Origin of the sequence: Solirubrobacter soli DSM 22325 (assembly GCF_000423665.1) — a bacterium.
GTDB lineage: Bacteria > Actinomycetota > Thermoleophilia > Solirubrobacterales > Solirubrobacteraceae > Solirubrobacter > Solirubrobacter soli.
Window position 1 is genome coordinate 12,249 of the sequence record NZ_KE384070.1, and the last position, 24,225, is coordinate 36,473.

Genomic DNA, 24,225 nt, shown 5'->3' on the forward strand with positions numbered 1-24,225 from the left:
ATGCTGGTCGAGACCGAGTCCGTCGACTGGCCGCGCGCGCTCACGTCCCGCGAATGCGACGCGGCCTATGCGCGGCTGCACGGCCTGCTGCTGCGGTTCGCGCGACGTGAGCTCGGGCGGCGCGCGTGGATCGGCGGCCCTGAGCTCGACGACCTCGCGCATCAGGCGACGGCGGATGCGCTCGTGTCGATCGGCCGGCGGTTGCCGGAGTTTCGCGGCGAGAGCCGGTTCCTCACCTGGGCGTACAAGTTCGTCCTGTTCGAGGTCGCCAAGAAGTCCGGGCGCCACTTCTGGCACGGGCCGCACACGCCGATGGACGCCGAGGACTGGGACCGGCTGCCGGATCGCTTCGGGCTCGACCCGACGCGCGAGAGCGAGTCGCGCGAGCTGCTGGCCGCACTGCGCCGCGCCGTCGACGATGTCCTGACCGAGCACCAGCGGCGCGTGTTCGTGGCGCGCATCCTCAACGACATCCCGCTCGATGCGCTGGTCGTGGAGCTCGGCTCGAGCCGCAACGCGATCTACAAGACCCTGTACGACGCCCGGCGCAAGCTGCGCGAGCAGCTCGTCGCCGGTGGACACCTGGATGACGAATGACGACGCTTGAACGCTTCCTGACCGTGGACCCGCGCGACGCAGGCTGCGAGCGCACGCTGGAGCTGCTGCACGTGTTCGTGGAGGACGTGCTCGCAGGACGTGAGCCGGACCCAGCGATCATCGCGCACCTCCGGGCCTGCCCGCCGTGCGCCGAGGACTTCGACGCGCTGCTCCGCGTCTGGCGATGACCGCTCTGGTGGCGCGGCGCGCGCTGCTGCGCGTGGCGCTCGCGGCCGTGCTCGCCAACTCGACGTGGTTCAGTGCCACCGCGGTCGTTCCCGCGCTCAGCCGCGACTGGCAGCTGACCGACGCGGGCGCGGCGTGGCTGGTGATCGCGGTGCAGGCCGGCTTCATCACCGGCAGCGTCGTCTCGGCGGTGCTCAACCTTCCCGACCGGCTCGAGCCGCGGCACCTGATGGCGGCCTCGGCGGTGGCCGCCGCACTGTTCAACGCCGAGCTGCTGGCAGCGGGAGGGCTGGCCCCGGCACTCCCGTCACGGTTTCTGGTCGGCGTGGCGATCGCGGGCGTCTACGCACCCGGCGTGCGGCTCGTCGCCACCCATTTCGACCGCGGACGCGGCCTCGCCGCGGGGACTGTCGTCGGCGCGCTCACCTTCGGCTCTTCGATGCCACATCTCGTCCGCGGCCTGGCGGACATCCCATGGCAGGCGACGATCGCAGCCACGTCCGTGCTTGCGCTCGGCGCCGTGCCGGCGATCCTGCCGGTACGCGCCGGGCGCACGATGCATTCCGCGCCGCCGCTGGACCTTGGCGCGGCCTGGCGGACGCTCCGCGAGCGGCCGCTGCGCCTCACGACGGGCTCGTACCTCGGTCACATGTGGGAGTTGTACGCGCTCTGGGCTTGGCTGCCGATGTTCTTCGCCGCTTCGCGAGACATGGCGCCAGGCCGCGTCGAGGCCGGCGTCGTCGCGTTCGCGGCGATCGGAGTGGCGGGGCTGGCGGGTTGCGTCGGCGGCGGCGTGCTGGCAGACCGGATCGGGCGGACCGCCACCACCAGCGCGGCGATGTTCGCCAGCGCCGCATGCTGCGTCGCGAGCCCGCTCGCCTTCGACGCCCCGTCCGCTGTGCTCGTCGTCGTGTTGGTCGTCTGGGGCGCGGCCGTGATCGCCGACTCGGCGCAGTTCTCCGCGGCGGTGACCGAGCTCGCTCGGCCGGAGTACGCAGGCTCGGCGCTGACGCTCCAACTGGCGCTCGGGTTCGCGCTGACCGTGGCGAGCATCCGGCTCGTGCCGGTCTTCGCCGACGCGGCCGGGTGGCGGTTCGCGCTGCTTCCGCTCGCCGCCGGGCCACTGCTCGGCGCCGCCGGGATGCTGCGCCTGCGCGCGCTGCCCAGCGCCCACCTGCTGGCGGGTGGCCGCCGATGATCGAGTTGTTCGAGCCGCGTCTGACCGTGGCGGACCTACCGCGTTGCATCGCGACGTGGTGGAGCTGCCTGAGCGCGGCGCCGCGTGCGTCTGGGTCGGCGGTCGCGGGCGCGGATCGCTCTGCCTCTGGTCGCTCGGGTCAGCGCCGGCTCGCGAGCAGGCGCCCGCGGGCGCGGTGGAGGTGGGGCATGAGGCCGTAGATGACGATCGGCACGGCGATCGTGGCCAGCACGAACGTGCGCAGGACGGTGGACATCGGCGCCAGCCAGTCGCTGAGGGTCACGTTGAGCAGCGTGAGGGTGGGGAACACGCACAGCCAGATCATCAGCGCGAGCTGGTGGCGGCTCGGCGGTGCGGGACGCGCGGGGGCGGTGTCGGGGGTCATGGGAGCCTGTCTTTCTTCGCAGGGTCGGGGAGGTCAGGCTGCGCTGCGGAGTGCGCGGGCGGAGGCGTCGATGTCGGCTCGGACGAGCTCGGTGTTGATGGCGATCGCCGCGGCGGAGCCTTCGCCGGCGGCGGTGATCACCTGGGCGCGCGGGTTGGTGGCGTTGCCCGCCGCCCACACGCCGGGGACGCTGGTGCGCCCGTCCGCGCCGGTGTGCACGAGCCCGTCGTCGCGCAGCTCACAGCCGAGCAGCACGGCCGGGTTGTCGAGGTTCGCACGCAGCGCCGGACGCATGAAGACGGCGGCGCGCTCGACCATCCGCCCGCCGGCGAGCTGCACGGCGCGTAGCCGGTCGTCCTCGACGACCAGCCGCTCGACGGTGCCGTCGACGATCGCGATGCCGCGAGCGTGAAGCGTCGCGCGCTCGGCGTCGGTGACAGCGGTGGAGTGGGTGAACAGGGTCACGTCGTCGGTCCACTGGCGCAGCAGGTGCGCGTGCTCGACCGAGCCGAGCACGCCGACGGGCCGGTCGCGGACCTCCCAGCCGTGGCAGTACGGGCAGTGCAGGAAATCGCGGCCCCAGCGCTCCCGGGCGCCCTCGATCCCCGTGGGCAGCACGTCCCCGGCGCCGGTGGCCAGCAGCACGTGGCGAGCCTCGACGAACCGGCCGCTCAGCATGCGCAGCGTGAAGTCGCCGAGCGCATCGACGACGCGGTCGGTGACGACCTCGACCCCGTAGTGCAGGACCTCCGCCCGCCCGAGATCGAGGAGCTCACTTGGGGGCGTGCCGTCGCGGGACAGGAAGCCCTGCATGTGCGCGGCCGGGGCGTTGCGCGGCCTGGCGGCGTCGATGACGATCACGCGGCGACGGGCGCGCCCGAGCACGAGTGCCGCGCTCAGGCCCGCCGGGCCGCCGCCGATGATCGCGACCTCGTAGAGCTCAGGTTCTCTTCCGGTGTTCATGCCCTTCAGCCTGCGCGGCGGCCGGCGTTTTGAGAAGGGTTCGTTGCCGTTTCCGGGAAACGCCGGTAGCGTCGGCCTCGTGGCGGAAGCGCACGCGGGCCCGGACGTGCTGGCCGAGGTCGGCCCCCGGCTGCGGCGGCTGCGCGAACGCCGCGAGCTGACGCTGACCGCGCTGGCGGAGCAGACGGGGATCTCCAAGAGCACGCTCTCACGGCTGGAGAACGGCGAGCGCAAGCCCAGCCTGGAGCTGCTGCTCCCGCTGGCGGAGGCGTTTCACCTGCCGCTGGACGAGCTCGTCGGCGCGCCGCGCGTCGGCGACCCGCGGATCCGCTCGCAGGCCAAGACCCGCAACGGCCGGCTCGTGTACCCGCTGACGGGGCAGTCGAGCTCGATGGCGGTCTGGAAGGTCGTGATCCCGCCGGAGAAGGAACGGCGGCTTCGTACGCACGCGGGCTACGAATGGCTCTACGTGCTCTCCGGGGAGATGCGGCTGATCCTCGGCGAGCACGACATCGTCATGCAGGCCGGCGAGGTCGCCGAGTTCGACACCCGGATGCCGCACTGGTTCGGCCCCACCGGCGACCAACCGGTCGAGATCCTCAGCGTCCACGGCACCCACGGCGAACGCATGCAGGTCCGCGCCGGTCCGCGCCACGAACACCGCCACGACTGACCCCGAGCATCAGCTCGAGAGTCGTTCCCGGAAACAGCAACACGAGCGCCAGTCCGGCCGCGCTACGCAGCTCCGACCCGCGTCCTGCCGCCGCGCCCGTCCCGGCGCTGGTCTGACCCGGTCAGGAGCCGACGCGTGTAACGCCTTGGGCGCGGCGCGGACTTGGCTCGAATGGCATCACCGATCACCCATACCCGGCGACGACGCACATGACTGACGCCCCGCCCGTGGTGGCGCTTCGTCCGTCCGAGCAAGCGATCGCTCAGCGGCTGATGGATGAGCTGGACCGCTTCAACGCGGACGCGACAGGAATCGTGGATGCGCGCGAACTGCTTCTCACCGAGCTCGGAGAGGGTGATGAGCTGCTCGGCGGCCTCCATGGCTGGAGTTGGGGCGCCACGTGCTGGATCGAGTCGCTGTGGGTGCGTGACGACATGCGGGGGTCCGGGCTCGGCGGGCGGCTGCTCGATGGCGTCGAGCGGCTCGCGCGTGATCGCGAGTGCCTGCAGCTCGCGTTGGAGACGCACTCCTTCCAAGCACCTGACTTCTACCGCCGGCACGGGTTCGAGGTCGTCGGCACGCTGCGCGACTACCCCTTCGGCCACGATCACGTGATCATGCGCAAGCCGCTCGCGGACGTCGCGCGTCCCGCTCGCGGCTGGATCGACATCCAGATGCATCGCGGCTCTCGGGCGGGCCTGCGGTCTCTGTTCGAGCTCGCGGACGACTCGCCGGCCGAGCTCGACCGCTACCTCGACGCGGGACGCGTCCTCGTCGCCCTCGATCGCGGTCGAATCGTCGGACACCTCCAGCTGGTCGGCGATGCGGCGTCACTCGAGGTCAAGAACATGGCCGTGCTGGAGTCGCACGAGCGGCGCGGCATCGGGCGCTCGTTGATGCGGGCCGCGATCGATCTCGCGCGCGCGGAAGGACACGCACTGCTGGCTGTTGCCACCGCTTCGGCCGACATCGGCAACCTGCGCTTCTATCAGCGGCTCGGCTTCCGGATGCGCCGGATCGAACGCGATGCGTTCACGGAAGCGAGCGGATATGCGCCGCAGGACGTGGACGGGATCCCACTGCGCGACCGCGTGTGGTTGGACCTCGACCTGCGCACGGCGGACGGAGCCGGCGCCTGATGGACGTTGACGCGATCCGAGCACGACTGGAGTGCAGGCGTCATTCGCGGGAACTCCGGGCAGCGGCCCGGACGCCGCGTTTGGCGAGCAGCCCGTTGAGCAGGAGCAAGAGCGTCTTGTTCGCGGGCGCGCGGTAGCCCGTCTCGGTGTGTGGCGCGTAGAGCGTCGTGTCCAACCAGCCCGTGTACTGGCGGGTCTCGAGACCGATCAGCCGCGGTTGGTAGCGGTGCCCGAGCAGGCCGGCCCGGCGGGCGCCGGGCGGCAGTGCGCGGCCGGTGAGCTCGAGTCGGCCGTCGTGCATGGCGCCGATGGTCACCGGGACCACGACCGGTCGGCCGTCGGCGCCGGCGAACCCGGCCAGATGGTGCGCGGTCTTGATCAGCCGGCGGCGGGCGCGTGTGGCGTCGATGCGTGGGCCGGTGCCGTTCTTGGGCGGGCTTTGCGAGGCCGGTTCGGCCTCAGGCCACGGCTCGCCGATCACTCGGCGTTCCCCGGCGCAGCGCAGGTCGGGCCAGGTCGCGATGCGTTCGACGGTGATCTCGACCGGCACGCGTGCGCGGTAGTACTCGCGCAGCCAGCGGTTCCAGAACGGCCCCTCGGCCGGCGGTCCGAGTTGCAAGGTGGACAGCTCGCGGACCCGTTGGCGCTGTTGAGCGGTCGGTTGCTCGATGACACGCGCGGTGCCTTGGACGAGGACGTAGAGGTCGCTGTGGCACGTGCCGTGTTCGCGGGCGTGGAAGGCCATCGCGACGCGCGGGTCCCGCGCGATCCGCTCGAGCTTCTTGCTGAACCCGAGTGACGTCGTGAAGCCGATCGTGCCCGCGTCGCGGTCGCGCATCCCGATCGGCGCGACCGCCTGCACGACGACGCCGCCGGCGGGCGTCCGGTAGCCGAGTGCCGCGGTCAGATCGCCGGCGAGCACGCCATCGACCTCGTCGTCCCAGACGACCGGACTCACCGTGTCACCGCCGTTGTGCGGGCACGCTCGCGCAGCAGCATCGCGCCCTCGAGCGCGGCCAGCAGGACGAAGAGCGCGGCGATGCCGGCCACGAACACGTATGCCAGCGCGTTGGACGTGTCCACGTCCTCCCACGCGCGCGCCGTCGCGAGCAGGATCAGCGCGAGGCCGATCAGCTGGCTCTCGAGCGTGATGCGGATCGCGCTCCAGCGCCCGTCGAGGCCCATCATCAACGCCGTGACACCCGGGAGCGCGAACCAGCCGCCGAGGGTCTGGGCCGTCAGCGGCGTCAGCAGCCACGGCCAGTGCTCGATCATCGTGCTCGGCGAGAGCAGCAGCACGAGCGCGACCAGCGACTGCGCTCCGCCCACGATCAGCAACAGCGGCCGCACCGCGCGCGGCAGCGGTGGCTCGCCGGGCTCCGGCACGCGCGGGTCCGTCGCACGGTTGCGCACCCACGCCAGCGGGACCAGCACGGGCGTGACCACATAGAGCCCTACCCAGATCCAGAAGGCGACGTGGGCGGTGGCGAAGCGATCGAGGTGGTTGAACGTCCCGATCGCCATGAAAAGCGTGAAGGCGGTGACGGGGAGAAAGCCGACGTGGACGCGATGCCAGCGCGTTTCGCGGGCCACGCGCACGAAGAAGTACGCGCCCGCGACGTAGCCGGCGCCCATGATCAGCGGCGTGATCGTGGGCTGGACGTCCCAGGCGAACCAATGGCGCGTGTCGTCGGGGAAGAAGTACAGAAGGGTGAACGCGACGAGCAGGAACGGCACGATCACGGCGCCCAAGACCCGCGTGCCGGCCAACACGCGATCATCGCGCCCAGGCGCACCGCCCTCGGTCGCCGAACGCGACCCGAACCGGCTTCCTCGAGCGGTGTCGCCGCGGTGTACGGCGGCTGTGGTGGTGGTGTGATCGGCCATGTCGCTCCTGGCGGGTGGCGGTGGGGGGGTGTGCCCGAGAGTCCGTCACGGACGGCGCGCGTTACACGTAACGGTCCAGGGCCGCGGCAGACGACAACGCATGGGTACCAGCACCGCTCCCCGACGGACACCCCTTCAGCTCCTGGTCGTCCCGCTCGTCGCGGCGGGAGTCGTCCTCGGCGTCTGGGTCGCCGGAGGTGTCATCACCGATGACTTCCGCGTCTCGATCGCGTTGACGACGGTCTGGATGGCCGTCGCCGCCGGCGCGTGCCTGTTGATCGCCATTCGCAGCCGGCCGCTGCGTGTCCCGGTGCTCGTGACCTATGTCCTGACGGCCGGGAGTCTTGGCGTCTTCCTGGCCTCGACGACCCTTCGCGATCGTGTGGTCGACGAGCGGGTCTTCACCGTCTCCCCGCCCGTGACCGCGGCCGGCGCGTCGCCCGCGCGCCCGCCGCGACCCGAGAATCGCCGGCTCGCTCGCGGTCGCTTCACGTCCGGCGAACACGCAACGCGTGGGACCGCGACGATCGTCCGGCTCGCCGACCGCCGCACGTTCGTGACGCTCACCTCGTTCTCGACGTCACCGGGCCCGGATCTGCGCGTACGCCTCGCCTCGGCGCGGACGCTCGACGGCGGCGCGGCGGATGCCGTCGACCTCGGTGCGCTCAAGGGCAACCGCGGCAATCAGCAGTACCGGATCCCGTCCGGCGTGAGCCTCCGCGGCCGTGCGGTCGTGATCTGGTGCCGCGCGTTCAGTGCCCGCTTCGGCTCGGCGACACTGATCACGCCGCTGTCGCGGGCTGAGCGAAGGACGTCCGGACGTCGCGGTGAGCTCGAGCGCGCCGGACAGGAAGCGATCGCCTAGATGTTCTCGGCGGCGAGCCGGTGTTCCTCCGGCGATGAGCGGGTCGTGCTCGACACCGCGTTCGTGTCACCCCTCCAGCTTCGCGGCGAGGCGGTCGAAGGACGAGTTCCAGCCCGCCTCGGCGTGACCGAAGCCCTCGGGGTAGAGCCCGTCGATGAGTTCCATGCGGGTGCGGCCGCCGATGTCGTGCAGCTCGACGCGGGTGATCACGGCCTCGGGCATGCCGAGCTCGGGCATCGGGTCCGAGCGCAGCACGAGCAGCGTGGGCGGGTCGAGTTCGAGGATCTCGTAGCCGGTGGGCATCTCCTCGCCGGTGTCGCGGCGGACCATCGTCAGCTCGTAGCGCCCGCCGACGCGCAGGTCGACGTGGATCCGGTCCTCGGGGGTGTCGAACTGCGCGGGCCCGTACCACGCGGCGATCTCCGATGGGACGGTCCAGGCGCGGAAGACGTCTTCGGGTGGGGCGTCGAACTCGCGCGTGATGCGGATCTCGAGCGTCTGGGGCGGGGCGATCATGTGGGCTCTCCTTTGCGTTGCAGGTGCGCGTCGAGCCGATCGAGCCGCCCCTCCCAGGTGCGTCTGCGCGCCTGCATCCAGGCCATCGCGTCGTCGAGCGGTTCGGGTTGCATGCGGCTCGGCCGCCACTGCGCGTCGCGGCTCCGGACGATCAGGCCGGCGCGTTCGAGCACCTTCAGGTGGCGCGAGATCGCGGGCAGGCTCATCGTGAACGGCTCGGCGAGCTCGTTGACGGTGGCCTCGCCCTCGGCGAGGCGGGCGAGGATCGAGCGCCGCGTGGGGTCGGCGAGCGCGGCGAAGGTCTGGCTGAGCTGGTCGGTCGGCATCTAACGTCTCGGTTAATTAACCGGTCCATTAAATACACGACGCGACGACGTTGGGCAAGCGGCGATGAGTTTCGGCGCGTTCGCGGATTGAACGTCACGACCACCACCCGAAAGGACGAAGATGGCCGACGTGACCTTCAAGCGCATCGACGAGATGGAGACGCTCTACCACGGCGTCGCGCGGCGCGCCCGCGCCGAGCTCGGCGTCACGGCCTGGGGCATGCAGGTCTACGAGTTCCCGCCGAACTGGGACGGTCACCCCGAGCACGCGCACGACGACGGCACCGAGGAGGCCGGGCAGGAGGAGGTCTACATCCCGCTCGCGGGCTCGGCGACGCTGATCGCCGGCGAGGAGACCTATGACCTGCGGCCCGGCGCGATGGCGCGGGTCGGTCCCGCCCAGCGCCGCCGGCTCCTGCCCGGCCCGGACGGCTTTCAGTACCTGGCGATCGGCGGGCTGGTCGGCGCGCACACGCCGTCGCCCTGGACGGAACTTGGCGGACCGTGGCCGACACCGCCGTCGGCCTGACGCGGCTGCTCGCCGCCGCCCGCGACGGCGACGAGCACGCCTTCGTCCAGCTGACCAGCCCGCACCGCCGCGCGCTGCATGTGCACACCTACCGGATGCTCGGCAACCTCCACGACGCCGACGACGCCCTCCAGGAGACGCTGCTGCGCGCCTGGCGCGGCCTGCCGAGCTACCAACCGCGAGCGCCGCTGAATGCGTGGTTGCACCGCATCGCCACCAACGTGGCCCTGCGCATGCTCGAGCAGCGCCGACCGACCGACCCGCTCGACGCCCACCTCCAGCCCTACCCCGACCGCTTGCTGGACGAGTTGCCGACGCCCGAGGAGCGGGCGATCGCGCGTGAACGGCTCGGCCTGGCCTTCGTCGCCGCGATGCAGGTACTGCCAGCGCGCCAGCGCGCCGTGCTCGCCCTGCGCGACGGCCTCGGCTGGTCCGCGCGCGAGACCGGCGGGGCGCTCGAGCTGTCCACCGCCGCGGTCAACAGCGCCCTCCAACGCGCCCGCGAGCGACTCGCCCGCGAAGGCGAGGCCCTGGCGCGGATCCACGACTCCAGCGTCGAGGCGGGCGTCGTCGAGGCCTTCCTCGACGCCTGGGCCGCAGTCGACGTCCCGCGCATCATCGCGCTGCTCACCGACGACGCACTGCTGACGATGCCCCCGATGGGCGCGCGCTTCGAGGGCGCCACCGCGATCGGCGAGTTCTTCGCCACCCAGCCGATGGACGGCCGGCTCGACCGCATCACCCACACCGTCACGCGGGCGAACGGGCAACCCACCCTGGCCAGCTACGCCGACCACGAGGCCTACGGCGTCATGGTCTTTGCCCTGCGCGGCCACCGCATCGCCGGCATCACCGGCTTCCCGCACGACCTCGAGGTGTTCACGCAGCTCGGGCTGCCGACGCGGTCCGTGGAGGGCGTGGCTCAGCCGGCGCGTGATCTTACGATTGACTGAACGACACCGTGGCGACGGCCCGTCGCCAGGGGTGCACCAGTAGCGTCGCGGCGGTCGATGAGACTCACCATCGCCTCATGAGCCGCGCCCTCACGAACCCGCCTGGAATCGGCTCGTGAAGCGACTCGTCGCGCCCCTGGCTCTCGTCGCCATCGCCGTCGCCGTCCTCGTGACGACCGCCGGCGGTGGCGGCGCGACCGGCGACTCGGCTGCGCCGGTTCCGCGGCTGAACGTCCCGCGCCTGGACGGAGGCGGCGACTTCGAGCTCGCGCGGCTGGCGTCCTCGGAGTCGCCGACGCTGCTCTGGTTCTGGGCGCCGTGGTGTGAGATCTGCAACCAGGAGGCGGCGAACATCGAGCGGTTGGCGGTCGCGGGCCGCAACGACCTGACCGTGGTGGCGATCGGCGGGAGGGATGACGCGGCCAACGGCCCGGCGTTCGTTGCCCGCCACGGTCTGCGCACACCGACCGTTCTCTTCGACGAGTCGATGGCCACGTGGGAGGCGTACCGGATTCCGGGTCAGCCCGGCGCGGTGCTGCTGGATCGCGACGGCCGGGAACGCGCCCGCTGGAGCGGCCCGTTCGACACGAGCGCGGCGCTCGACGCGGCGCGGGCGCTCTGAAGCACCTGGCCCGCAGCGCGCTGGTCGCGATCGCGGTCGCGACGGCGGGGTGTGGCGACGGCAGGAAGCCCGGCCCGCGGTCGACCGGGACCGTGGTGTTTGCCCGGGCGCTCGAGGGTGCTGTCGTGCCGGGTCCGGCGCTCGCCCGGGACGGCAGCGTGCTGGCGGCGTCCAACGCCGGGATCCTGCATGCGCTCGACCCACGGACGGGCCACGATCGCTGGACGTTCGACGGCTCCGGTCCATATGGCGTCGATCTTTCGACCTCTCCGCTCGTGCGGTCGGATGGGACGATCCTCTGGCCCGGGCCAGGACACCGCCTGTACGCCCTCGACGGTCGCGGCCTTCGACTGTGGTCACTCGGCTTCGCCTCGATGCCACTCACGCCGGCGGCGGGTCGAGATGACACCGTCTATGTGATGGAGACCGCGGGCGTACTGCACGCCCTGACCGTGACCGCGCGCGGTGTTCGAGAGCGTTGGCGGCTGCGCGTCGGCACGGGGCTGTCATACGGCAGTCCGACGGTTGGAGCCGACGGCCGGGTGTACACGACCATTGGACGCGACCTCGTCGCCGTCGATGATCGCCCTCGGAGGGCGCACGTCGCGTGGCGCTTCGCCGCGGCAGCCGATGTCGAGGTCTCGCCGGCCGTCGCCACCGACGGCACGATCGTGCTCGGGACCAATGACCGCTTTCAGTATGGCGTGGCGCCTGACGGGCGTGAGCGCTGGCGTGTGCGCCGCGACGTGTGGACCTACTCATCGCCGCTCGTCACCCCGGACGGACTCGTGCGCTACGGGGACCATCGCGGACGCGTGTTCACCGTCGAAGCGGCGAATGGGCGGGTGCGCCGGATCGATCAGGCGCATGGGCAGGTGTGGACGCGTCCCGCACTCGACGCGCGCGGCACCGTGGTCGTCGGCACCCATGCCGGCGAGATCTTCGGCTTCGCCGGCGACGGGCGCCGCGTGCTGCACGTGAGAACCGGCGGCTCCGTCGAGTCCTATCCCGTGAGCGGGCCGGACGGGACGACCTACCTCGGATCGGAGGACGGCCGGTTGTACGCCGTGCGGCCGGATCCGTGAGCGCCGCCCGCGCTCGCCTCAGGAGTCCTTGAGCAACGGCCGCAGATCCTCGATGCGGTCGTATGCCCACCACAGGTAGTTGCGGGTCCCGTTCTCGCGCAGCGGGTGCAGGTCACGGTGCCCGGGATCGTCGAGGAATCCTTGGAAGGCCTCACGTGACGGCCACTCGACGAGAACGAGTGCCTGGCGCGCCTCGGTGTCGCCGACGCTGACGGGCGCGTCGGCGTCGAGCTTGCCGAGTGCGACCACGCTTCCGCCGTACTTGCGCACCGCGTCGAGCGACCGCCGCGAATAGGCGAGGTAGTCGTCGTTGTCGGCGAGGTCGAACAGGTTCAGCGCGTAGAGGCTCATGCAGAGAGCGTCCCACGCGGGCCGTCAGTGCCGTTCGAGGATCTGTTTGAGGCGCGCGAGATCCTTGTTGTTGGCGCGGCGCATCGCGCGTCCGACCATCGGCGCGGCGATCCGCTTGAAGCCGGCGGGCTCGCCGCGATTGCGCAACGTCATGCGAGTGGCGCCGTCGCCGGCGTCGGTCCACCCGTAGGTGGTCTCCATCGGGAATGGCCCTTGGGCGGTGCTCATCACGAGGCGCTCGCCTGGGACGAATTCGCGGATCTCGTAGGTGTAGGCGAGTCGCCGCCCGAGAAAGTTGGCGACGAACGCGACGCGCGAGCCGACCGCGAGCGGTGGGGCCGTCTGCCACTCGACGGCCGTGATGTTCTCGTACCACTCGACCGCGTGGTCGACATCGCTCGCATACGCCGCCACCTCGCGACGCGGACGCGCGATCTCGATGTGGGTCTCGATGTCGACCGCCACGGGAGCACACCCTACGCCCATGCCGGCGGAGGTCGATGCGCCTTCCGGGCCGTGCGCCGACGACTTCAGGGAGTGGGGTGTCACGTCCGCGGGCGTCGCGAGACGGTATGGCCGTGGATACCTCATCGAAGCGCGCAGCCGTGGCCCCGGGATCGCTCCTGATGCAGCTCCGGGTCGCGCGTCACACGGAACGCCTGGATGCCGTGGTCGCCTTCTATCGGGACGGGCTCGGCCTTGCCGAGATCGGCGGGTTCCGCGATCACGACGGCTACGACGGCGTCTTCCTCGACGTCCCCGGTACGGGTGCGCACCTCGAGTTCACCACCGGTGGCGGGCACCGCGCGCCCGAGCCACACCCGGAATCGCTCCTCGTGCTCTACCTCGGCGACGACGCCGCCGTCCGGGCGGCCGCGGAGCGCCTCGCGATCGCACCGGTCGCGCCGGCCAATCCGTACTGGGCCGGACATGGGCTGACGTTCGAGGACCCCGACGGGTTCCGGGTCGTGCTCGTGCCCGAGCGCTGGGAGTAGGCCGCGCCCGTGGTGCTCCTGGGAGTGCGCCGACGGTTGCTGAGACGATCGGGCAACTATCAGCGCGTGTCGATCATTCATGGTGCCGACGCGCTCCCGTACGGTCGTCGGCGATGTCAGTTGCCGCCAACCTCACACTTCCGGCGATCGCCGTCCCGTGGCGGAGGCCGCCGGAGACCGGTTCGCGGGTGCGCGTCGCCGTCACGCATTTCACGGATCCGCTCTGCCCGTGGGCGTACTCGTTTGAGCCGGTTCTGCGCGCGCTCGAGGCGCGCTACGGCGATCAACTGGTCTTCCACACTGTCCTGATCGGGCTCGTCGGCAACGTGGAGCAGTCGCTGGCGCGCGGATCGTCGGCCGCGGGTCGCGCGCTGACCGCGCTGCGCTTTCGCCGCTACGGGATGCCGATCACGCCGCATGTCCGCGATCGCGTGATCGCGTCGGAACCGGCGTGTCTGCTCGTGAAGGCCGCCGCCGAGCAGGGCGCAGAACTCGCCGACGCGCTGCTGCGCGTGCTGCGGCTCGCGTGGTACACGACTGACCTGCTGCTCGACGAAGACGCGGCACTCGCCGCGGTGTGCGCGAGCGTCGCGGGCCTCGACGGCGCCGCGGCGCTCGCCGACCGCGACGCCGCGGCGGTGCGGGCAGCCTACGAGGCTGACCGGCTCGAAGCGCGCACCCCGCACCCGGTGGCCACCACCCTCCGCCGCACCGCGAACTCCGACGGCGCCGAGCGCCATACCGCGCCCACGCTGATACTGACCGCGCAGGACGGCAGCTCTGCGGTCGTCCCCGGCTTTCAGCCTTTCGAGGCCGCCGACGTCGCGCTCATGAACCTCGAACCGCGGCTGCGTCGCCTGCCGGCGCCGGCGCTCGAGAACCTGCTGGCGGCCTACCCCGCGGGTCTTGCCAGTCAAGAGGTCGCACGCACGCTGGCCGACACCACCGCGCCTGTGGATCGCGTCGGCGCCGAGCAACAGCTCACCGAACTCGTGGCGGCCGGCCGCGCACGTCGCTTCGCCCTCGGCGATGACGCGCTGTGGACGCCCGCCTGACACCTGCAACAGGAGCCACGATGCACATCCCCACCGCGACCCCGTCGGCACCGGAACAACACGCCCGCGCGATCCGCGTGGTCGAGCAGATGCTCGACCACGCCGCCAACGCGAGATGGGCGAGGCTGTCCGAGGTCTTGACGGACGACTTCGTGATCGTCGAGCCGCCGTCACTCCCTTACGGCGGCGAGCACCACGGCGTCGACGGCTACGTGGCCCTGCTGCAGCGCATCACCGAGCTCTTCGCGCTGCGGTTCGAGTTGCACGACCTGCACGCGCTCGATGCGTCGAGGGTCCTGCTCCACATGCACGTGACGTTCACCGGCCGCGCGACGAACCGGGCGCGGCGGCTCCCGGTGCTCGAGTTGCTCACCACGCGCGACGGACGCGTCGCCCGAAGCGAGGTCTTCCTCGCAGACACCGCCACGCTGCTCACGTGCTGCCAGAACCACCCGCAGCGCGTTGACGCCGGAGTTACGGACGCGCTGTCCGCTCGGGCTGCGCGAGCGCCGCGGCGATCGCGCGGTAGGACTTGCGGTTCCACGCGAGTCCGACATGCGAGCCGGTCACCTCGACGTTGTCGGCGTCGTCGGCGACACACGATTCCCAGCGGACCATCCCGTCGCCGCGGCTGTAGATGCTCGTCAGGCTGACGCTCGGAGGGAACGGGCAGGTGTAACCGGCGGTGAAGGTGCACCCGCACCCCGCGCTCAGGCAGCGGTCGTCCCGGCGCACGGCGCGGGCGACCGCGACCCCCGCGAGCGCGGGTGCCGCGACGTCGAACGGGCGCGCGAGCCCCGCCCCGAGGGCGACCGCGTGCGAGACGCGGTCGGGCATGCGTGCGGCGGCCGCGCGAGCGAGGTAGCCGCCGAGCGAATGGCCGACCACGGCGACGCGCCGGCCGGACTGCTCCGAGCACTCGATCACTCGCCGTTCGACGCGCGCGAGCGCCTTCTCACCGCAGCCTGCGTTGACGATGAAGTTGCACCGCACGGGGGCGTAGCCGCTGCGCCGGAGCCAGAAGGCGAGGTGCTGGAGCGTCCAGTCGCCCCCGGCGAAGCCGGGGACGAGCACGACCGGGCGGCCGTCGCCGCGAGGCTCGCTCCCGCGCAGGAACATCGGGTCCACGCAGAGCCGTGTGAGCTCCGCCTGCCAGCGCATCTCGGCGAGCGGCCTGCCCCACCATCTGTCTGCGTCACTCGCCATCGCGCGATCCTAGCCGCGCACGTACTCCCCAGGCGCCACGCCGACCACCTTGTAGCCGCGGCCGCCGAGGCGCTTCGGCGCCTGGCGCTCGCGACCGGAGCGCTCCCCGAGCCAGCGCGCCCAGTCCGCCCACCAAGTGCCGCTGCGCTGCTCGGCTGTCTCCGCCCAGTCGTGCGCCGACGGCGGGTTCGCGCCCGCCGGCGCGGTGCGGTAGCGCGCTTTCGCGTTGCCTGGCGGGTTGACCAGCGCGGCGACGTGGCCGGCGCTGGAGAGCACGAAGCGCGTGTCGCCCCCGAGCAGTTGCGTGGTGGCGTAGCAGTTCTCCCACGGGGTGATGTGGTCGGCGACGCCGGCAACGACGTACGCGTCGCAGGTCGCCTTGGCGAGGTCGATCGGCGTGCCCAGCACCTGCATCGCGTCCGGCGACGCGAGCGCGTTCGAGACCGCCATGTCGGCGAGGTCGCGCAGCAGGCCGGCTGACATGCGCGTCGTGTCGGCGTTCCAGTACAGGATGTCGAAGGCCGGCGGGGTGCGGCCGAGCAGATAGTTGTTCGCGACGTAGCCCCAGATCAGGTCGTTCGGGCGCAGCCAGGCGAAGAACGTCTGCAGCGCGGCGCCGTCGAGGTACCCCTTGCGGTCGACGCCGGCGACCGCCAGCTTGGCGATCTCGGGTCCCATGAAGGCGCTGGCGGTGCCGGCCCGGTAGGAGTCGAGCACCGAGACGCCGGTGGTGATCGAGCCGATCGAGTCGAGCCGGCCGAGCGCTCCCGCGCGGGCGGCGAGCATGCTCACGAGCGCGCCTCCCGAGCAGTTGCCCGCGAGGTGCACGCGCTCGGCGCCGGTGATCGCCTGCACGGCGTCGATCGCCTCGAGCGCGCCGTCCGCGTACGTGTCCAGCCCCCAGTGCGCGTGCTCGGCCTCCGGGTTGCGCCACGACAGCGTGAACACCTGCTGGCCCTGGCGCAGCAGGTACTCGACCATGCTGCGCTCGGGCGCGAGGTCGACGAGGTAGTACTTGTTGACCATCGGCGGCACGATCAACAGCGGCTGCTCGCGCACGGTCGGCGTCTGGGGCGCGTACCGGATCAGCTCGAACAGCTCGGTGCGCAGGACGACCGCGCCCGGCGTGGCGGCGATGTTGACGCCGATCTCGAACGCGTCGCGATCGACGCTCGCGGGCAGCCGCGGCGACGAGGCCATGTCGCGGGCGAGATTGCGCGCGCCGCGCACGAGGTTGGCGCCGCGCTCGGAGCCCGTCGCGCGCAGCGCGACGGGGTTGGTCAGCAGGTAGTTGGTCGGCGCGAGCGCATCGTGGACGTTCTCGAGCGCGAAGCGCACGCGCCGCTCGTCCTGCTCGTCGAGCCGGGCGTCGGCGAGCAGGCCGTCGAGCGTTTCGCCGGCGGCGAGGTAGCCGCGCAGCAGCCGCGAGTAGACGGGGTTCTTGCTCCATGCGTCGTCACCGAAACGACGGTCGCCGCGCGCCGGCGTCGCGCTGCCACGGCCGGCGGCGACCCGCACGAGCTCGGTCGAGAGGCCGCCCACGCGTTTGACCACGCGATCGGGGCGGCGGGCCAGCTTGGCGCCGAACGTGACACCGGCGCGGCCGGGGATGAAGCGCTCCGCGACGGCCATCAGACGGTCACCGGCTCGCGTGCGCCGATCAGCCGCAGGGCGTTCTCGGCGGTCAGGCGCTTGAGGTCGGAGAGCGCGACCTCGGACACCCACGCGACGTGGGGGGTGAGGATCACGTTCGGGGCGTCGAGCAACGCGCTGCTCAACGGCAGCGGCTCGATCTCGGTGACATCCAAGGCCGCTCCGGCGATATGCCCGGAGTGCAGCGCCGCGACGAGCGCGTCCTCGTCGACGAGACCGCCGCGGCCGATGTTGATGACCAGCGAGCCCGGCGCGAGGCGGGCGAGCTCGCGGGCGCCGATCATGTGGCGCGTCTCGGGCGTCAACGGGACGTGCAGCGACAGGATGTCGGCGCGCCGGAGCAGCTCGTCGAGACCGAGCAGCTCGACACCGTCGGCCGTGGCGGCGTACGGGTCGTACGCCACGACCTCCAGGCCGAACGCGCGCGCCTTCTCCGCCACGCGGCGGCCGATGCGGCCGTAGCCGACGAGGCCGAGCGTGCGCTGCGACAGCCGCGCGACGGACTGCGGCGCGGGGATGCCGGTGCCGCCTCGCCGCACCGCGGCGTCGAACTCGAACAGCTTGCGCGAGAGCCCGAGCAGCAGCGCGATCGCGTGGTTGGAGATCTCCTCGTGGCCGTACTCGGGCACGTTGCCGACGGCGATCCCGAGCTCCTGCGCGGAGTCGATGTCGACGTTGTCGAGCCCGACGCCGTAGCGCACGATCGCCCGGCAGGTCTCCAGACGCGAGAGGTGCGCGCGGTCGAGCGGGATGATCGGGCCGGCGAGGATCGCGACGGCGTCGCGCTCGATCGCGAGGTCGAAGCCCTCCTCGACGTCGAGGCCGAGCGCCTGCGTGTCGATGACGTCGAAGCCCGCGGCCTGCAGCACGTCGTGCTCGACCTCGCGGTCGCCCACGACGCCGTGGTCGATGATGACGATGGTGCTCATCGGTTCGTCTCCTTGGCCAGGTCGGCGTGGGTGGTGCGCAGCTCGCGCTTGAGGATCTTCCCGCTGGGGTTCTTGGGCAGCTCGCCGGCGATGACGACGTAGCGCGGGGTCTTGAAGCCGGCGAGACGGTCGCGGCAGAAGCGCGTGACCTCCTCGGCCGTCAGCTCGTGACCGGCGCGCGGCACGACGACCGCGGCGACGGCCTCGATCCACCGCGGGTGCGGGATGCCGAACACGGCCGCCTCGGCCACGGCCGCGTGCGCGTGGATGACCTCTTCGACCTCGCGCGAGGCGACGTTCTCGCCGCCCGACTTGATCATGTCCTTCTTGCGGTCGACGACGTAGAGGTAGCCCTCGTCGTCGAGGATGCCGAGGTCACCGGTGTGCAGCCAGCCGTCGCGGAACGTCTCGGCCGTCTTGGCCGCGTCGTCCCAGTAGCCGAGCATGGCCTGCGGCGAGCGGTGGACGATCTCGCCGACCTCGCCGGCGGGAACCGGGCGGCCGAGGTCGTCGACGACCTGCGTCTCGACGTTCAGCGCCGGGCGCCCGGCCGAGCCGGCCTTGCGGACCTGGTCCTCCGGCCCCAGCACGGTCGCCACCGGCGACATCTCGGTCTGGCCGTAGAAGTTGAACAGCCGCACTCCGGGCAGGCGCTCGCCGAGTTCGGCCAGCACCTCGACGGGCATGACCGAGGCGCCGTAGTAGCCCTTGCGCAGCGACGACAGATCGCGGCGGTCAAGCTCGGGATGGTTGAGCAGCGCGATCCAGACGGTCGGCGGGCAGAAGAGCTTCGTGGCGCGCTCGGCCTCGACGGCCGCGAGCATCGCGGCGGGGTCGGCCTTCGGCAGCAGGACGTTGACCGCGCCGAGGTGGATGCTCGGCGTGAAGAAGCAGTGCAGCTGCGCCGAGTGAAACAGTGGCAGCGCGTGGACCTCGACGTCGTCGGGCGTCATCTCGCCGTCGACGAAGCAGCTGACGTGCTGCGCGATCAGGCTGCGGCTGGTGAGGATCGTGCCCTTCGGGCGCGACTCGGTGCCGCTCGTGTACAGCAGCTCGACCGGGTCGTCGTCGGACAGCTCGACGACCGGCTCGGCCGCGTCGTGGTGCTCGGCCCAGGTGGAGACGGGCTCCCAGCCCGGCTCGAGCACGTCGCCGATCACGCCGCGCACCGTCATCTCGCGCCCGGCGGCGGCGATGCCGGCCTCGGCGAGCGGCAGCAGCATGTCCTCGGCCACCATCGCGGTTGCGCCGGCGTGGTCGAGGATGTACGCGATCTCCTCCGCGCCGAGCATGTAGTTGATCGGCACGCAGATCAGCCCGAGCCGAGCGCTGGCGAAGTAGGTGATCACGAACCCGAGCGAGTTGTGGCCCAGCAGCGCGAGCCGGTCGCCCTTCGCGAGGCCGCGCTCCGCGAGCGCGTTGGCGGCGCGGTTGACGGCCTCGTCGAGCTCGGCGTACGTGACGCGCACGTCGCCGTCCACGATCGCGGTGCGGCCGGGGTGGCGGGCTGCCGAGCGCCGCAGCAGGTCGGCCATCGTCTGGCGCCGTGCCGTCGCGACGGTGCCGGTCGTCCGCTCGTCGAAGGCGATCATGCCCGCACCCCCGCCGGCGCGCCGAGCCGGTCCTCCGCGAGCTCGTACGCGGCGGCGAGCGGCGTGGTGTCGCGCTCGTCCGCGACGGCGAGCAGCCGCGTGACCACGCGCTCGATATTGCCGATCGCGCTCCGCGCACCCTCGCGGTCGGAGCCGGTGAGCTCCGCGTCGACGAGCACGAGCCCGCCGGCGTTGGCGACGAAGTCGGGCGCGTAGACGATCCCGCGGTGCGCGAGCTCGACCGCGAGCGCGTCGTGCGCGAGCTGGTTGTTGGCCGCGCCGCACACGATCCGCGCCCGCAGCGCCGGCACCGTGTCCTGGTTGAGGATCCCGCCGAGCGCGCAGGGGGCGAGGATGTCGACATCGGCCAGCAGCGCGGCCTCCGGCGTCATCCAGGTCGTGCCCTCCAGCTCCTCGACGAGGGCGCGCTTGCGCTCGTCGATGTCGGCCACGATCACCTGCGCGCCGTCGGCGACGAGCATCCGCACGAGGTGCTCTCCGACGTGCCCGGCGCCGACGACCGCCGCGGTGCGGCCGGTGAGGTCGGAGGAGCCGAAGCGGTGCGCGACGGACGCGCGGATCGCGGCGTGCACGCCGAGCGCGGTGTACGGGCTCGGGTCGCCGAACCCGCCGAGGCTCTCGGGCAGCCCGACGACGTGCTCCGTGCGCGAAGCGATGAGCCGCATGTCGGTGGGAGCGGTGCCGACATCCTCCGCCGTGATGTACCGGCCGCCGAGCAGCTCGACGCTGTCGGCGAAGTCGAGCAGCATCGCGTCGCGCAGCTCATGCGTGAGCTCCGTGCCCGGCTCGATCGCGATCACGCCCTTGCCGCCGCCGAGGCCGACGCCGGCCACCGCAGCCTTGAACGTCATGCCGGCCGACAGCCGCAGCACGTCACCGACCGCCTCGCCCGGGTGCGCGTAGGTCGTCATCCGGCAGCCGCCGAGCGCCGGACCGAGCTTCGTCGAATGCACCGCGATGATCGTGTAGGCGCCGCTGCGTGAACCGCGGCTGACGTGCAACTGCTCGTGATCGAGGCCGGACAGATCCATTCGTGATCGCTCTCCAAGTTCGGTCGGTCGGGAACTGCTTGCGACCAGGCTCGCTCACGAACGCGGCTGCGCGGTTCGACAGGTGTCGCAAGCTGGAGCGGTCGCGGTCAGACAGCCCGCGTCAGCGCAGGCCCGAGAGCCGCGCCAGCCGCAGCCCGAGGTGCAGGGCGAGGCGATCGTCGCCCGTCTTCAACCGCGCCCCGGTGATCTCCTCGATGCGGTTGAGGCGGTAGTAGAGCGTCGCGCGGTGCAGGCTGAGCGCCTCCGCCGTCGCCCTGGCGTCGCCCGCGAGCTCGAGATAGGTCTCCAGCGTGTCGACGAACGGTGCGTTCGCCGGGTCCCTCAGCATCGCGAGGAGCCCCGGGTGCAGCGTCGCGCTCGCGGCGTCGAGCGGGAATCGCGAGAGCGTGCGGTAGGCGCCGAGCTCGTCCCAGCTCGCGATCCGGCCGAAGCGCTCGACGCGCTCGGCGATCGCGACCGCGTCACGCGCCTCGCGGTACGAGTCGCGCGCCGCGGCGAGATCGTGTGGCCCGCCGACGCCGACGTGCGCCGGGGACGCGAGGCCTTCCTCGTCGGCGAGCGCGAGCAGCCGCTCGGCGAGCGCGCGCGGCGAGATGGTCGCCGAGTCGTCGATCGCGACGAGGAAGACGCCGTGGTCCGGCCTGCGCAGCGCGATGCCGCGGCGTTCGGGAACGTCCCTGCGCAGCCGGTCGAGCGCGGCCCCGATCGCCAGCTCGACCTGCTCGCGCTCCTGCTCGCCGGGCTCGGCGCGAGCCACGAGCAGCGCGATCCGGCGCGCCTCGACGAACCCCTCGTCCACCAGCGCCCGCGCCGCCTCCTCACCCTCCATCTCGTCGTCGAGCAGGTGCATCAGCAGCCAGCGCTCGCGGCCCCGCTCGAGCTCGCGCAGCCGCCGTTCGCGGTACAGCACCTTGGCGGCGGCTTCCGCGGCCGTTTGCGCCTGCGCGATCTCCTCCTCGCTCAGCGACTCCTCGGGATCGACGATGAACAGGAAGCCCAGCAGCACGCCGCGCGACCGCAACGGGATGCACAGCCGCGGCTGGGCGCCGATCTGCTCATTGGCGGGCAACCGCACCGGACCCTCCGCCTGCTCGATGCCGAACGAGAACGCCCACCGCACCGCGTCGTCGGACACCCGGCGCTCGAGGATCGACTGGAGTCGGGCCGCGTCCGGCTCGCCGAAGTGCGGGCTGTGGACGATCCAGCGGATCTGCCGGTCGTCGATCGCGACGTCGCGCCGGATGTCAGCCGCCAGCGAGTCCACGATCGTTTGCAGCGGACCGGTCGCAGTCACGCGCACATTGTCTCTCCTTGGACGACTTCCCGGGCCGCCACTGAAACATGCGCTCGCGCGCTTGCTTTGATGAGCGGATCGTGGGTACACTGTGGAGTTAGAGGTAGAGCCGCACGCCAGTTGCAGCACACGTCCGCACGACGTTGCAATTACTGGTAATGACGCACGAATCCGGCGCCTCAATTTCAGTTAATACTCGGCCTGATGCTGGGTGGGAAGGGACCGCATGTCCACGACCTTTGACTCCTGCCGGCCGACGCGACTTCGGCCCGGCCGCGTGCCCGCATGACAACGCGAATCGCAGCCGAGAACGCCGAGCCCGGGACACGCGACTGGATACTGAGCAACCCAGCTCTAGGGCGCGAGATCGAGGGCTTCTGCTCGCCGTCCAGCGTCGCTCCGGGCGGCTTGGTGCAGGTTCACGTCTCCACCTCCGCGTCGCAGTTTCGCGCCGAGATCTACCGGCTTGGGTTCTACTCGGGAGCCGGCGGGCGACAGACGGACTCCTTTGGCCCGTTCGCCGGCGTGTACCACTCAGACCCGGACCGGGATGCCCGGCATGCGGGGTCCTGCGATTGGCCGGCGGCGTTTGCGATCGAGATGCCCGACACCGCCGTCTCGGGGTGCTACCTCGTCAAGCTGATCGCCGTCGCGGGCGGGGTGGACGGACCCGAGCGGTACGCATCGTTCGTCGTGCGAGACGATGAGAACGACGTCGACTTCACGGTCCATCGAGCCGACTCCACGGACGCGGCATACAACGCTCACATCTATCCCAACCTCTACACGACCGGCGGTGATCGGGCGACCGCGTCGTCGTATGACCGGCCAGGGGGTGCGGGCTGGGGTGCCGGCCTCGTCCTGGCGTTCGACCTCCCCAACCTCTATTGGCTCGAAGCGCAGAACGTCGATCTCGGCTACGTCGCCTCGGCCGACCTGCACTCGGACATACGCCCACTGCTTCGCAGCCGAGCACTCGTGAGTCTCGGCCACGACGAGTACTGGTCCTACGAGATGCGAGCCAACGTCGAGGCGGCGATCGATCACGGGCTGTCGGTGGCGTTCCTCGGCGCCAACGCGTGTTACTGGCAGGTCCGGTTCGAACCGACCCAGTTCGGCGCGAATCGCATGATGGTCTGTTACAAGGACGCTTGGCTCTTTACTGAAGACTCCGAGGTCCAAGCGGGCGACCCCCGACGAACGACCACATGGCGAGACGACAGCCTCGGGCGTCCCGAGCAGAACCTCTGCGGGTTGATGTTCTACAACTACGCCGAGAAAAACCAGCAGGCGTTTGTCGCGAAGAGCACACACACTTGGCCGTACACCGGCAGTGGAGTAAGTGAAGGCAGCGCCTTTGCCGGGGTGATGGGCTACGAGGTCGATCGCATCATGGCCAACGGCGAGACCTACGCCGAGGCGCTCGGCAAGACCTACACGATCGACGCGCTCGAGCCAGGCAGGACTCCGCTCCTACTCGGCCGATCTCCCTACAGCGGCGACCTCGGGAACTCGATCCCCGCCGACACCGCGCTCACGACGACCAGGACCGGCGCGAAGATCTTCGGTGCCGGCACCGTCGGGTGGGGTGCGGCGCTCATGGAGCCGTCGGCGAGCTACAAGGCCGACGACGTCGTCAACGGGCTCGGTCACGGTCAGCTTCAGACGCTGACCCGCAACATCCTGGACAACTTCAAGGCGGGGCCGCTCGGACTGATCGGCTTTGACGACGACGGCGGGCCCGCCAATCTCTGGACCACGCAGTGGGGTCGCGCCCCGATGCTGCAGGCATGGCCGAGTGGCGAACGCCACGTCGCCGTGGGACGTTTCACGGCGCTCGCCGACGGGCGGGACGAAGTCGCGCTGCTGCGCGCCGCCGGGACCGTCGGGCCGCGGCTCGGCATCTTCGGCCTCGACGCGCGCGACGAACTGTCGGCGAACGCGTGGATGTCCTTCGGGGCCTCGACGCTGCTGAACGGCTGGCATGACCCAGACGACCGCGTCCTCGCCGGCGACTTCCGCGGACTGGGACACGACCAACTCCTGTTCATCAACACCGACAGCACGCCCCCGAACATCGGCCGCTTGGCGATCGTCGACTTCTCCGGTCCGGCGGCGAACCGGCTCTTCTACGAGGCCTACGGCACCTCGTC

At 71.5% G+C, this 24,225-nt stretch carries 27 protein-coding genes and 1 pseudogene; 14 read left to right on the plus strand and 14 right to left on the minus strand.

The features are described from left to right. Genes G569_RS0132965 through G569_RS0132975 form a run of 3 tightly spaced genes read left to right on the plus strand, consistent with a single transcriptional unit; the run spans position 1 to position 1,981 of the window. Positions 1–597 carry a sigma-70 family RNA polymerase sigma factor gene (locus G569_RS0132965; protein WP_037501041.1) on the plus strand — a complete coding sequence of 199 codons (597 nt, stop codon included), beginning with the start codon at positions 1–3 and terminating at the stop codon, positions 595–597. Beyond that, on the plus strand, positions 594–785 hold the full coding sequence (locus tag G569_RS53570; RefSeq protein WP_064750504.1) for a zf-HC2 domain-containing protein: 192 nt from the start codon (positions 594–596) through the stop codon (positions 783–785). Before G569_RS0132965 ends, G569_RS53570 begins: the two co-directional genes overlap by 4 nt. Further along, complete coding sequence (locus G569_RS0132975) at positions 782–1,981, plus strand: MFS transporter (RefSeq protein ID WP_037501044.1); 1,200 nt, start codon at positions 782–784, stop codon at positions 1,979–1,981. Before G569_RS53570 ends, G569_RS0132975 begins: the two co-directional genes overlap by 4 nt. A gap of 139 nt (positions 1,982–2,120) precedes the next feature. On the opposite strand, the gene G569_RS0132980 is transcribed toward G569_RS0132975, so the two are convergent. Next, the gene (locus G569_RS0132980) at positions 2,121–2,366 is read right to left on the minus strand and encodes a putative antibiotic biosynthesis monooxygenase (protein ID WP_028066577.1); all 246 of its coding nucleotides are present in this window, start codon (positions 2,364–2,366) and stop codon (positions 2,121–2,123) included. Positions 2,367–2,399: 33 nt separating this feature from the next. Next, positions 2,400–3,329, minus strand: coding sequence for an NAD(P)/FAD-dependent oxidoreductase (locus G569_RS0132985; protein WP_028066578.1), 930 nt, complete (start codon positions 3,327–3,329; stop codon positions 2,400–2,402). A gap of 79 nt (positions 3,330–3,408) precedes the next feature. On the opposite strand from G569_RS0132985, the gene G569_RS0132990 reads away from it, so the two are divergent. Both G569_RS0132990 and G569_RS61740 read left to right on the plus strand, forming a co-directional pair. Then, a complete protein-coding gene (locus tag G569_RS0132990) occupies positions 3,409–4,002 on the plus strand; it encodes a helix-turn-helix domain-containing protein (protein ID WP_028066579.1) in 594 nt (197 codons plus the stop codon). A gap of 209 nt (positions 4,003–4,211) precedes the next feature. Then, a complete protein-coding gene (locus G569_RS61740; RefSeq protein WP_084285951.1) occupies positions 4,212–5,141 on the plus strand; it encodes a GNAT family N-acetyltransferase in 930 nt (309 codons plus the stop codon). 40 nt (positions 5,142–5,181) lie between these two features. Here the strand turns inward: G569_RS61740 and G569_RS0133005 are convergent, their stop codons facing one another. Continuing rightward, positions 5,182–6,099, minus strand: a complete 918-nt coding sequence (locus G569_RS0133005) for a pyridoxamine 5'-phosphate oxidase family protein (protein WP_028066580.1) — start codon at positions 6,097–6,099, stop codon at positions 5,182–5,184. After that, positions 6,096–6,911, minus strand: a complete 816-nt coding sequence (locus G569_RS53580; RefSeq protein ID WP_053227342.1) for a hypothetical protein — start codon at positions 6,909–6,911, stop codon at positions 6,096–6,098. Before G569_RS53580 ends, G569_RS0133005 begins: the two co-directional genes overlap by 4 nt. 217 nt (positions 6,912–7,128) lie before the next feature. On the opposite strand from G569_RS53580, the gene G569_RS59490 reads away from it, so the two are divergent. After that, a complete protein-coding gene (locus tag G569_RS59490) occupies positions 7,129–7,893 on the plus strand; it encodes a DM13 domain-containing protein (protein WP_053227343.1) in 765 nt (254 codons plus the stop codon). 66 nt (positions 7,894–7,959) lie between these two features. Here G569_RS59490 and G569_RS0133020 read toward each other — a convergent pair whose 3' ends face one another. Together G569_RS0133020 and G569_RS0133025 are read right to left on the minus strand one after the other, a co-directional pair. After that, on the minus strand, positions 7,960–8,409 hold the full coding sequence (locus G569_RS0133020) for an SRPBCC family protein (protein WP_028066581.1): 450 nt from the start codon (positions 8,407–8,409) through the stop codon (positions 7,960–7,962). Further along, the gene (locus G569_RS0133025; RefSeq protein ID WP_028066582.1) at positions 8,406–8,735 is read right to left on the minus strand and encodes an ArsR/SmtB family transcription factor; all 330 of its coding nucleotides are present in this window, start codon (positions 8,733–8,735) and stop codon (positions 8,406–8,408) included. Before G569_RS0133025 ends, G569_RS0133020 begins: the two co-directional genes overlap by 4 nt. A gap of 121 nt (positions 8,736–8,856) precedes the next feature. Here G569_RS0133025 and G569_RS53590 point away from each other — a divergent pair, with 121 nt between their 5' ends. The 4 genes from G569_RS53590 (at position 8,857) to G569_RS0133045 (ending at position 11,924) form a co-directional block, all read left to right on the plus strand. Further along, entirely contained in the window at positions 8,857–9,264 is a 408-nt protein-coding gene (locus tag G569_RS53590) for a cupin domain-containing protein (protein ID WP_037501048.1), read from the plus strand. Then, positions 9,240–10,217 carry an RNA polymerase subunit sigma-70 gene (locus G569_RS53595; protein WP_053227344.1) on the plus strand — a complete coding sequence of 326 codons (978 nt, stop codon included), beginning with the start codon at positions 9,240–9,242 and terminating at the stop codon, positions 10,215–10,217. The genes G569_RS53590 and G569_RS53595 overlap by 25 nt, the downstream gene beginning before the upstream one ends. 115 nt (positions 10,218–10,332) lie before the next feature. Next, positions 10,333–10,839, plus strand: coding sequence for a TlpA family protein disulfide reductase (locus tag G569_RS53600; protein ID WP_037501051.1), 507 nt, complete (start codon positions 10,333–10,335; stop codon positions 10,837–10,839). Between the two features lie 92 nt (positions 10,840–10,931). After that, positions 10,932–11,924 carry an outer membrane protein assembly factor BamB family protein gene (locus tag G569_RS0133045; protein WP_371683497.1) on the plus strand — a complete coding sequence of 331 codons (993 nt, stop codon included), beginning with the start codon at positions 10,932–10,934 and terminating at the stop codon, positions 11,922–11,924. Positions 11,925–11,942: 18 nt separating this feature from the next. Here the strand turns inward: G569_RS0133045 and G569_RS0133050 are convergent, their stop codons facing one another. Both G569_RS0133050 and G569_RS0133055 read right to left on the minus strand, forming a co-directional pair. Further along, positions 11,943–12,275: a DUF1330 domain-containing protein gene (locus G569_RS0133050; RefSeq protein WP_028066584.1), complete on the minus strand. Its 333-nt coding sequence runs from the start codon at positions 12,273–12,275 to the stop codon at positions 11,943–11,945. Positions 12,276–12,299: 24 nt separating this feature from the next. After that, positions 12,300–12,740, minus strand: coding sequence for an SRPBCC family protein (locus G569_RS0133055; RefSeq protein WP_028066585.1), 441 nt, complete (start codon positions 12,738–12,740; stop codon positions 12,300–12,302). Between the two features lie 161 nt (positions 12,741–12,901). Here G569_RS0133055 and G569_RS0133060 point away from each other — a divergent pair, with 161 nt between their 5' ends. The 3 genes and pseudogenes from G569_RS0133060 to G569_RS66560 form a co-directional block, all read left to right on the plus strand. Further along, positions 12,902–13,270, plus strand: coding sequence for a VOC family protein (locus G569_RS0133060; RefSeq protein WP_028066586.1), 369 nt, complete (start codon positions 12,902–12,904; stop codon positions 13,268–13,270). Positions 13,271–13,383: 113 nt separating this feature from the next. Continuing rightward, complete coding sequence (locus G569_RS0133065) at positions 13,384–14,325, plus strand: DsbA family protein (RefSeq protein ID WP_028066587.1); 942 nt, start codon at positions 13,384–13,386, stop codon at positions 14,323–14,325. A gap of 89 nt (positions 14,326–14,414) precedes the next feature. After that, a pseudogene (locus G569_RS66560) lies at positions 14,415–14,663 on the plus strand (nuclear transport factor 2 family protein); the annotation flags it as partial. Positions 14,664–14,799: 136 nt separating this feature from the next. On the opposite strand, the gene G569_RS0133075 reads toward G569_RS66560, so the two are convergent. From G569_RS0133075 to G569_RS53610, 6 genes are all read right to left on the minus strand, one after another. Further along, positions 14,800–15,531 carry an esterase/lipase family protein gene (locus G569_RS0133075; RefSeq protein WP_084285957.1) on the minus strand — a complete coding sequence of 244 codons (732 nt, stop codon included), beginning with the start codon at positions 15,529–15,531 and terminating at the stop codon, positions 14,800–14,802. 9 nt (positions 15,532–15,540) lie between these two features. Then, positions 15,541–17,163 carry a PHA/PHB synthase family protein gene (locus tag G569_RS53605; protein WP_084285958.1) on the minus strand — a complete coding sequence of 541 codons (1,623 nt, stop codon included), beginning with the start codon at positions 17,161–17,163 and terminating at the stop codon, positions 15,541–15,543. Next, on the minus strand, positions 17,163–18,113 hold the full coding sequence (locus tag G569_RS0133085; RefSeq protein ID WP_028066589.1) for a C-terminal binding protein: 951 nt from the start codon (positions 18,111–18,113) through the stop codon (positions 17,163–17,165). Before G569_RS0133085 ends, G569_RS53605 begins: the two co-directional genes overlap by 1 nt. Then, entirely contained in the window at positions 18,110–19,705 is a 1,596-nt protein-coding gene (locus G569_RS0133090; RefSeq protein ID WP_028066590.1) for a fatty acyl-CoA synthetase, read from the minus strand. Before G569_RS0133090 ends, G569_RS0133085 begins: the two co-directional genes overlap by 4 nt. After that, positions 19,702–20,757, minus strand: coding sequence for a Glu/Leu/Phe/Val dehydrogenase family protein (locus tag G569_RS0133095; protein WP_028066591.1), 1,056 nt, complete (start codon positions 20,755–20,757; stop codon positions 19,702–19,704). The genes G569_RS0133090 and G569_RS0133095 overlap by 4 nt, the downstream gene beginning before the upstream one ends. A gap of 121 nt (positions 20,758–20,878) precedes the next feature. Beyond that, positions 20,879–22,072 (minus strand): PucR family transcriptional regulator, encoded by a 1,194-nt coding sequence (locus G569_RS53610; protein ID WP_157592487.1) that lies wholly within the window; start codon positions 22,070–22,072, stop codon positions 20,879–20,881. Between the two features lie 285 nt (positions 22,073–22,357). Here G569_RS53610 and G569_RS64170 point away from each other — a divergent pair. After that, positions 22,358–24,225 (plus strand): N,N-dimethylformamidase beta subunit family domain-containing protein (locus G569_RS64170; RefSeq protein ID WP_306765299.1); only part of this gene is annotated, 1,868 nt, incomplete at its 3' end.

Bases quoted from the DNA above. Each gene is read 5' to 3' on its own strand.
- G569_RS53590 (WP_037501048.1), top strand. From the start codon at position 8,857: ATGGCCGACGTGACCTTCAAGCGCATCGACGAGATGGAGACGCTCTAC.
- G569_RS0132965 (WP_037501041.1), top strand. From the start codon at position 1: ATGCTGGTCGAGACCGAGTCCGTCGACTGGCCGCGCGCGCTCACGTCC.
- G569_RS0133060 (WP_028066586.1), top strand. From the start codon at position 12,902: ATGCAGCTCCGGGTCGCGCGTCACACGGAACGCCTGGATGCCGTGGTC.
- G569_RS0133085 (WP_028066589.1), bottom strand. From the start codon at position 18,113: ATGAGCACCATCGTCATCATCGACCACGGCGTCGTGGGCGACCGCGAG.
- G569_RS53605 (WP_084285958.1), bottom strand. From the start codon at position 17,163: ATGGCCGTCGCGGAGCGCTTCATCCCCGGCCGCGCCGGTGTCACGTTC.
- G569_RS0133025 (WP_028066582.1), bottom strand. From the start codon at position 8,735: ATGCCGACCGACCAGCTCAGCCAGACCTTCGCCGCGCTCGCCGACCCC.
- G569_RS0133075 (WP_084285957.1), bottom strand. From the start codon at position 15,531: ATGGCGAGTGACGCAGACAGATGGTGGGGCAGGCCGCTCGCCGAGATG.
- G569_RS0133050 (WP_028066584.1), bottom strand. From the start codon at position 12,275: ATGAGCCTCTACGCGCTGAACCTGTTCGACCTCGCCGACAACGACGAC.
- G569_RS0132980 (WP_028066577.1), bottom strand. From the start codon at position 2,366: ATGACCCCCGACACCGCCCCCGCGCGTCCCGCACCGCCGAGCCGCCAC.
- G569_RS0133090 (WP_028066590.1), bottom strand. From the start codon at position 19,705: ATGATCGCCTTCGACGAGCGGACGACCGGCACCGTCGCGACGGCACGG.
- G569_RS0133095 (WP_028066591.1), bottom strand. From the start codon at position 20,757: ATGGATCTGTCCGGCCTCGATCACGAGCAGTTGCACGTCAGCCGCGGT.
- G569_RS61740 (WP_084285951.1), top strand. From the start codon at position 4,212: ATGACTGACGCCCCGCCCGTGGTGGCGCTTCGTCCGTCCGAGCAAGCG.
- G569_RS0132975 (WP_037501044.1), top strand. From the start codon at position 782: ATGACCGCTCTGGTGGCGCGGCGCGCGCTGCTGCGCGTGGCGCTCGCG.
- G569_RS53570 (WP_064750504.1), top strand. From the start codon at position 594: ATGACGACGCTTGAACGCTTCCTGACCGTGGACCCGCGCGACGCAGGC.
- G569_RS0132985 (WP_028066578.1), bottom strand. From the start codon at position 3,329: ATGAACACCGGAAGAGAACCTGAGCTCTACGAGGTCGCGATCATCGGC.
- G569_RS0133065 (WP_028066587.1), top strand. From the start codon at position 13,384: ATGTCAGTTGCCGCCAACCTCACACTTCCGGCGATCGCCGTCCCGTGG.
- G569_RS59490 (WP_053227343.1), top strand. From the start codon at position 7,129: ATGGGTACCAGCACCGCTCCCCGACGGACACCCCTTCAGCTCCTGGTC.
- G569_RS0133020 (WP_028066581.1), bottom strand. From the start codon at position 8,409: ATGATCGCCCCGCCCCAGACGCTCGAGATCCGCATCACGCGCGAGTTC.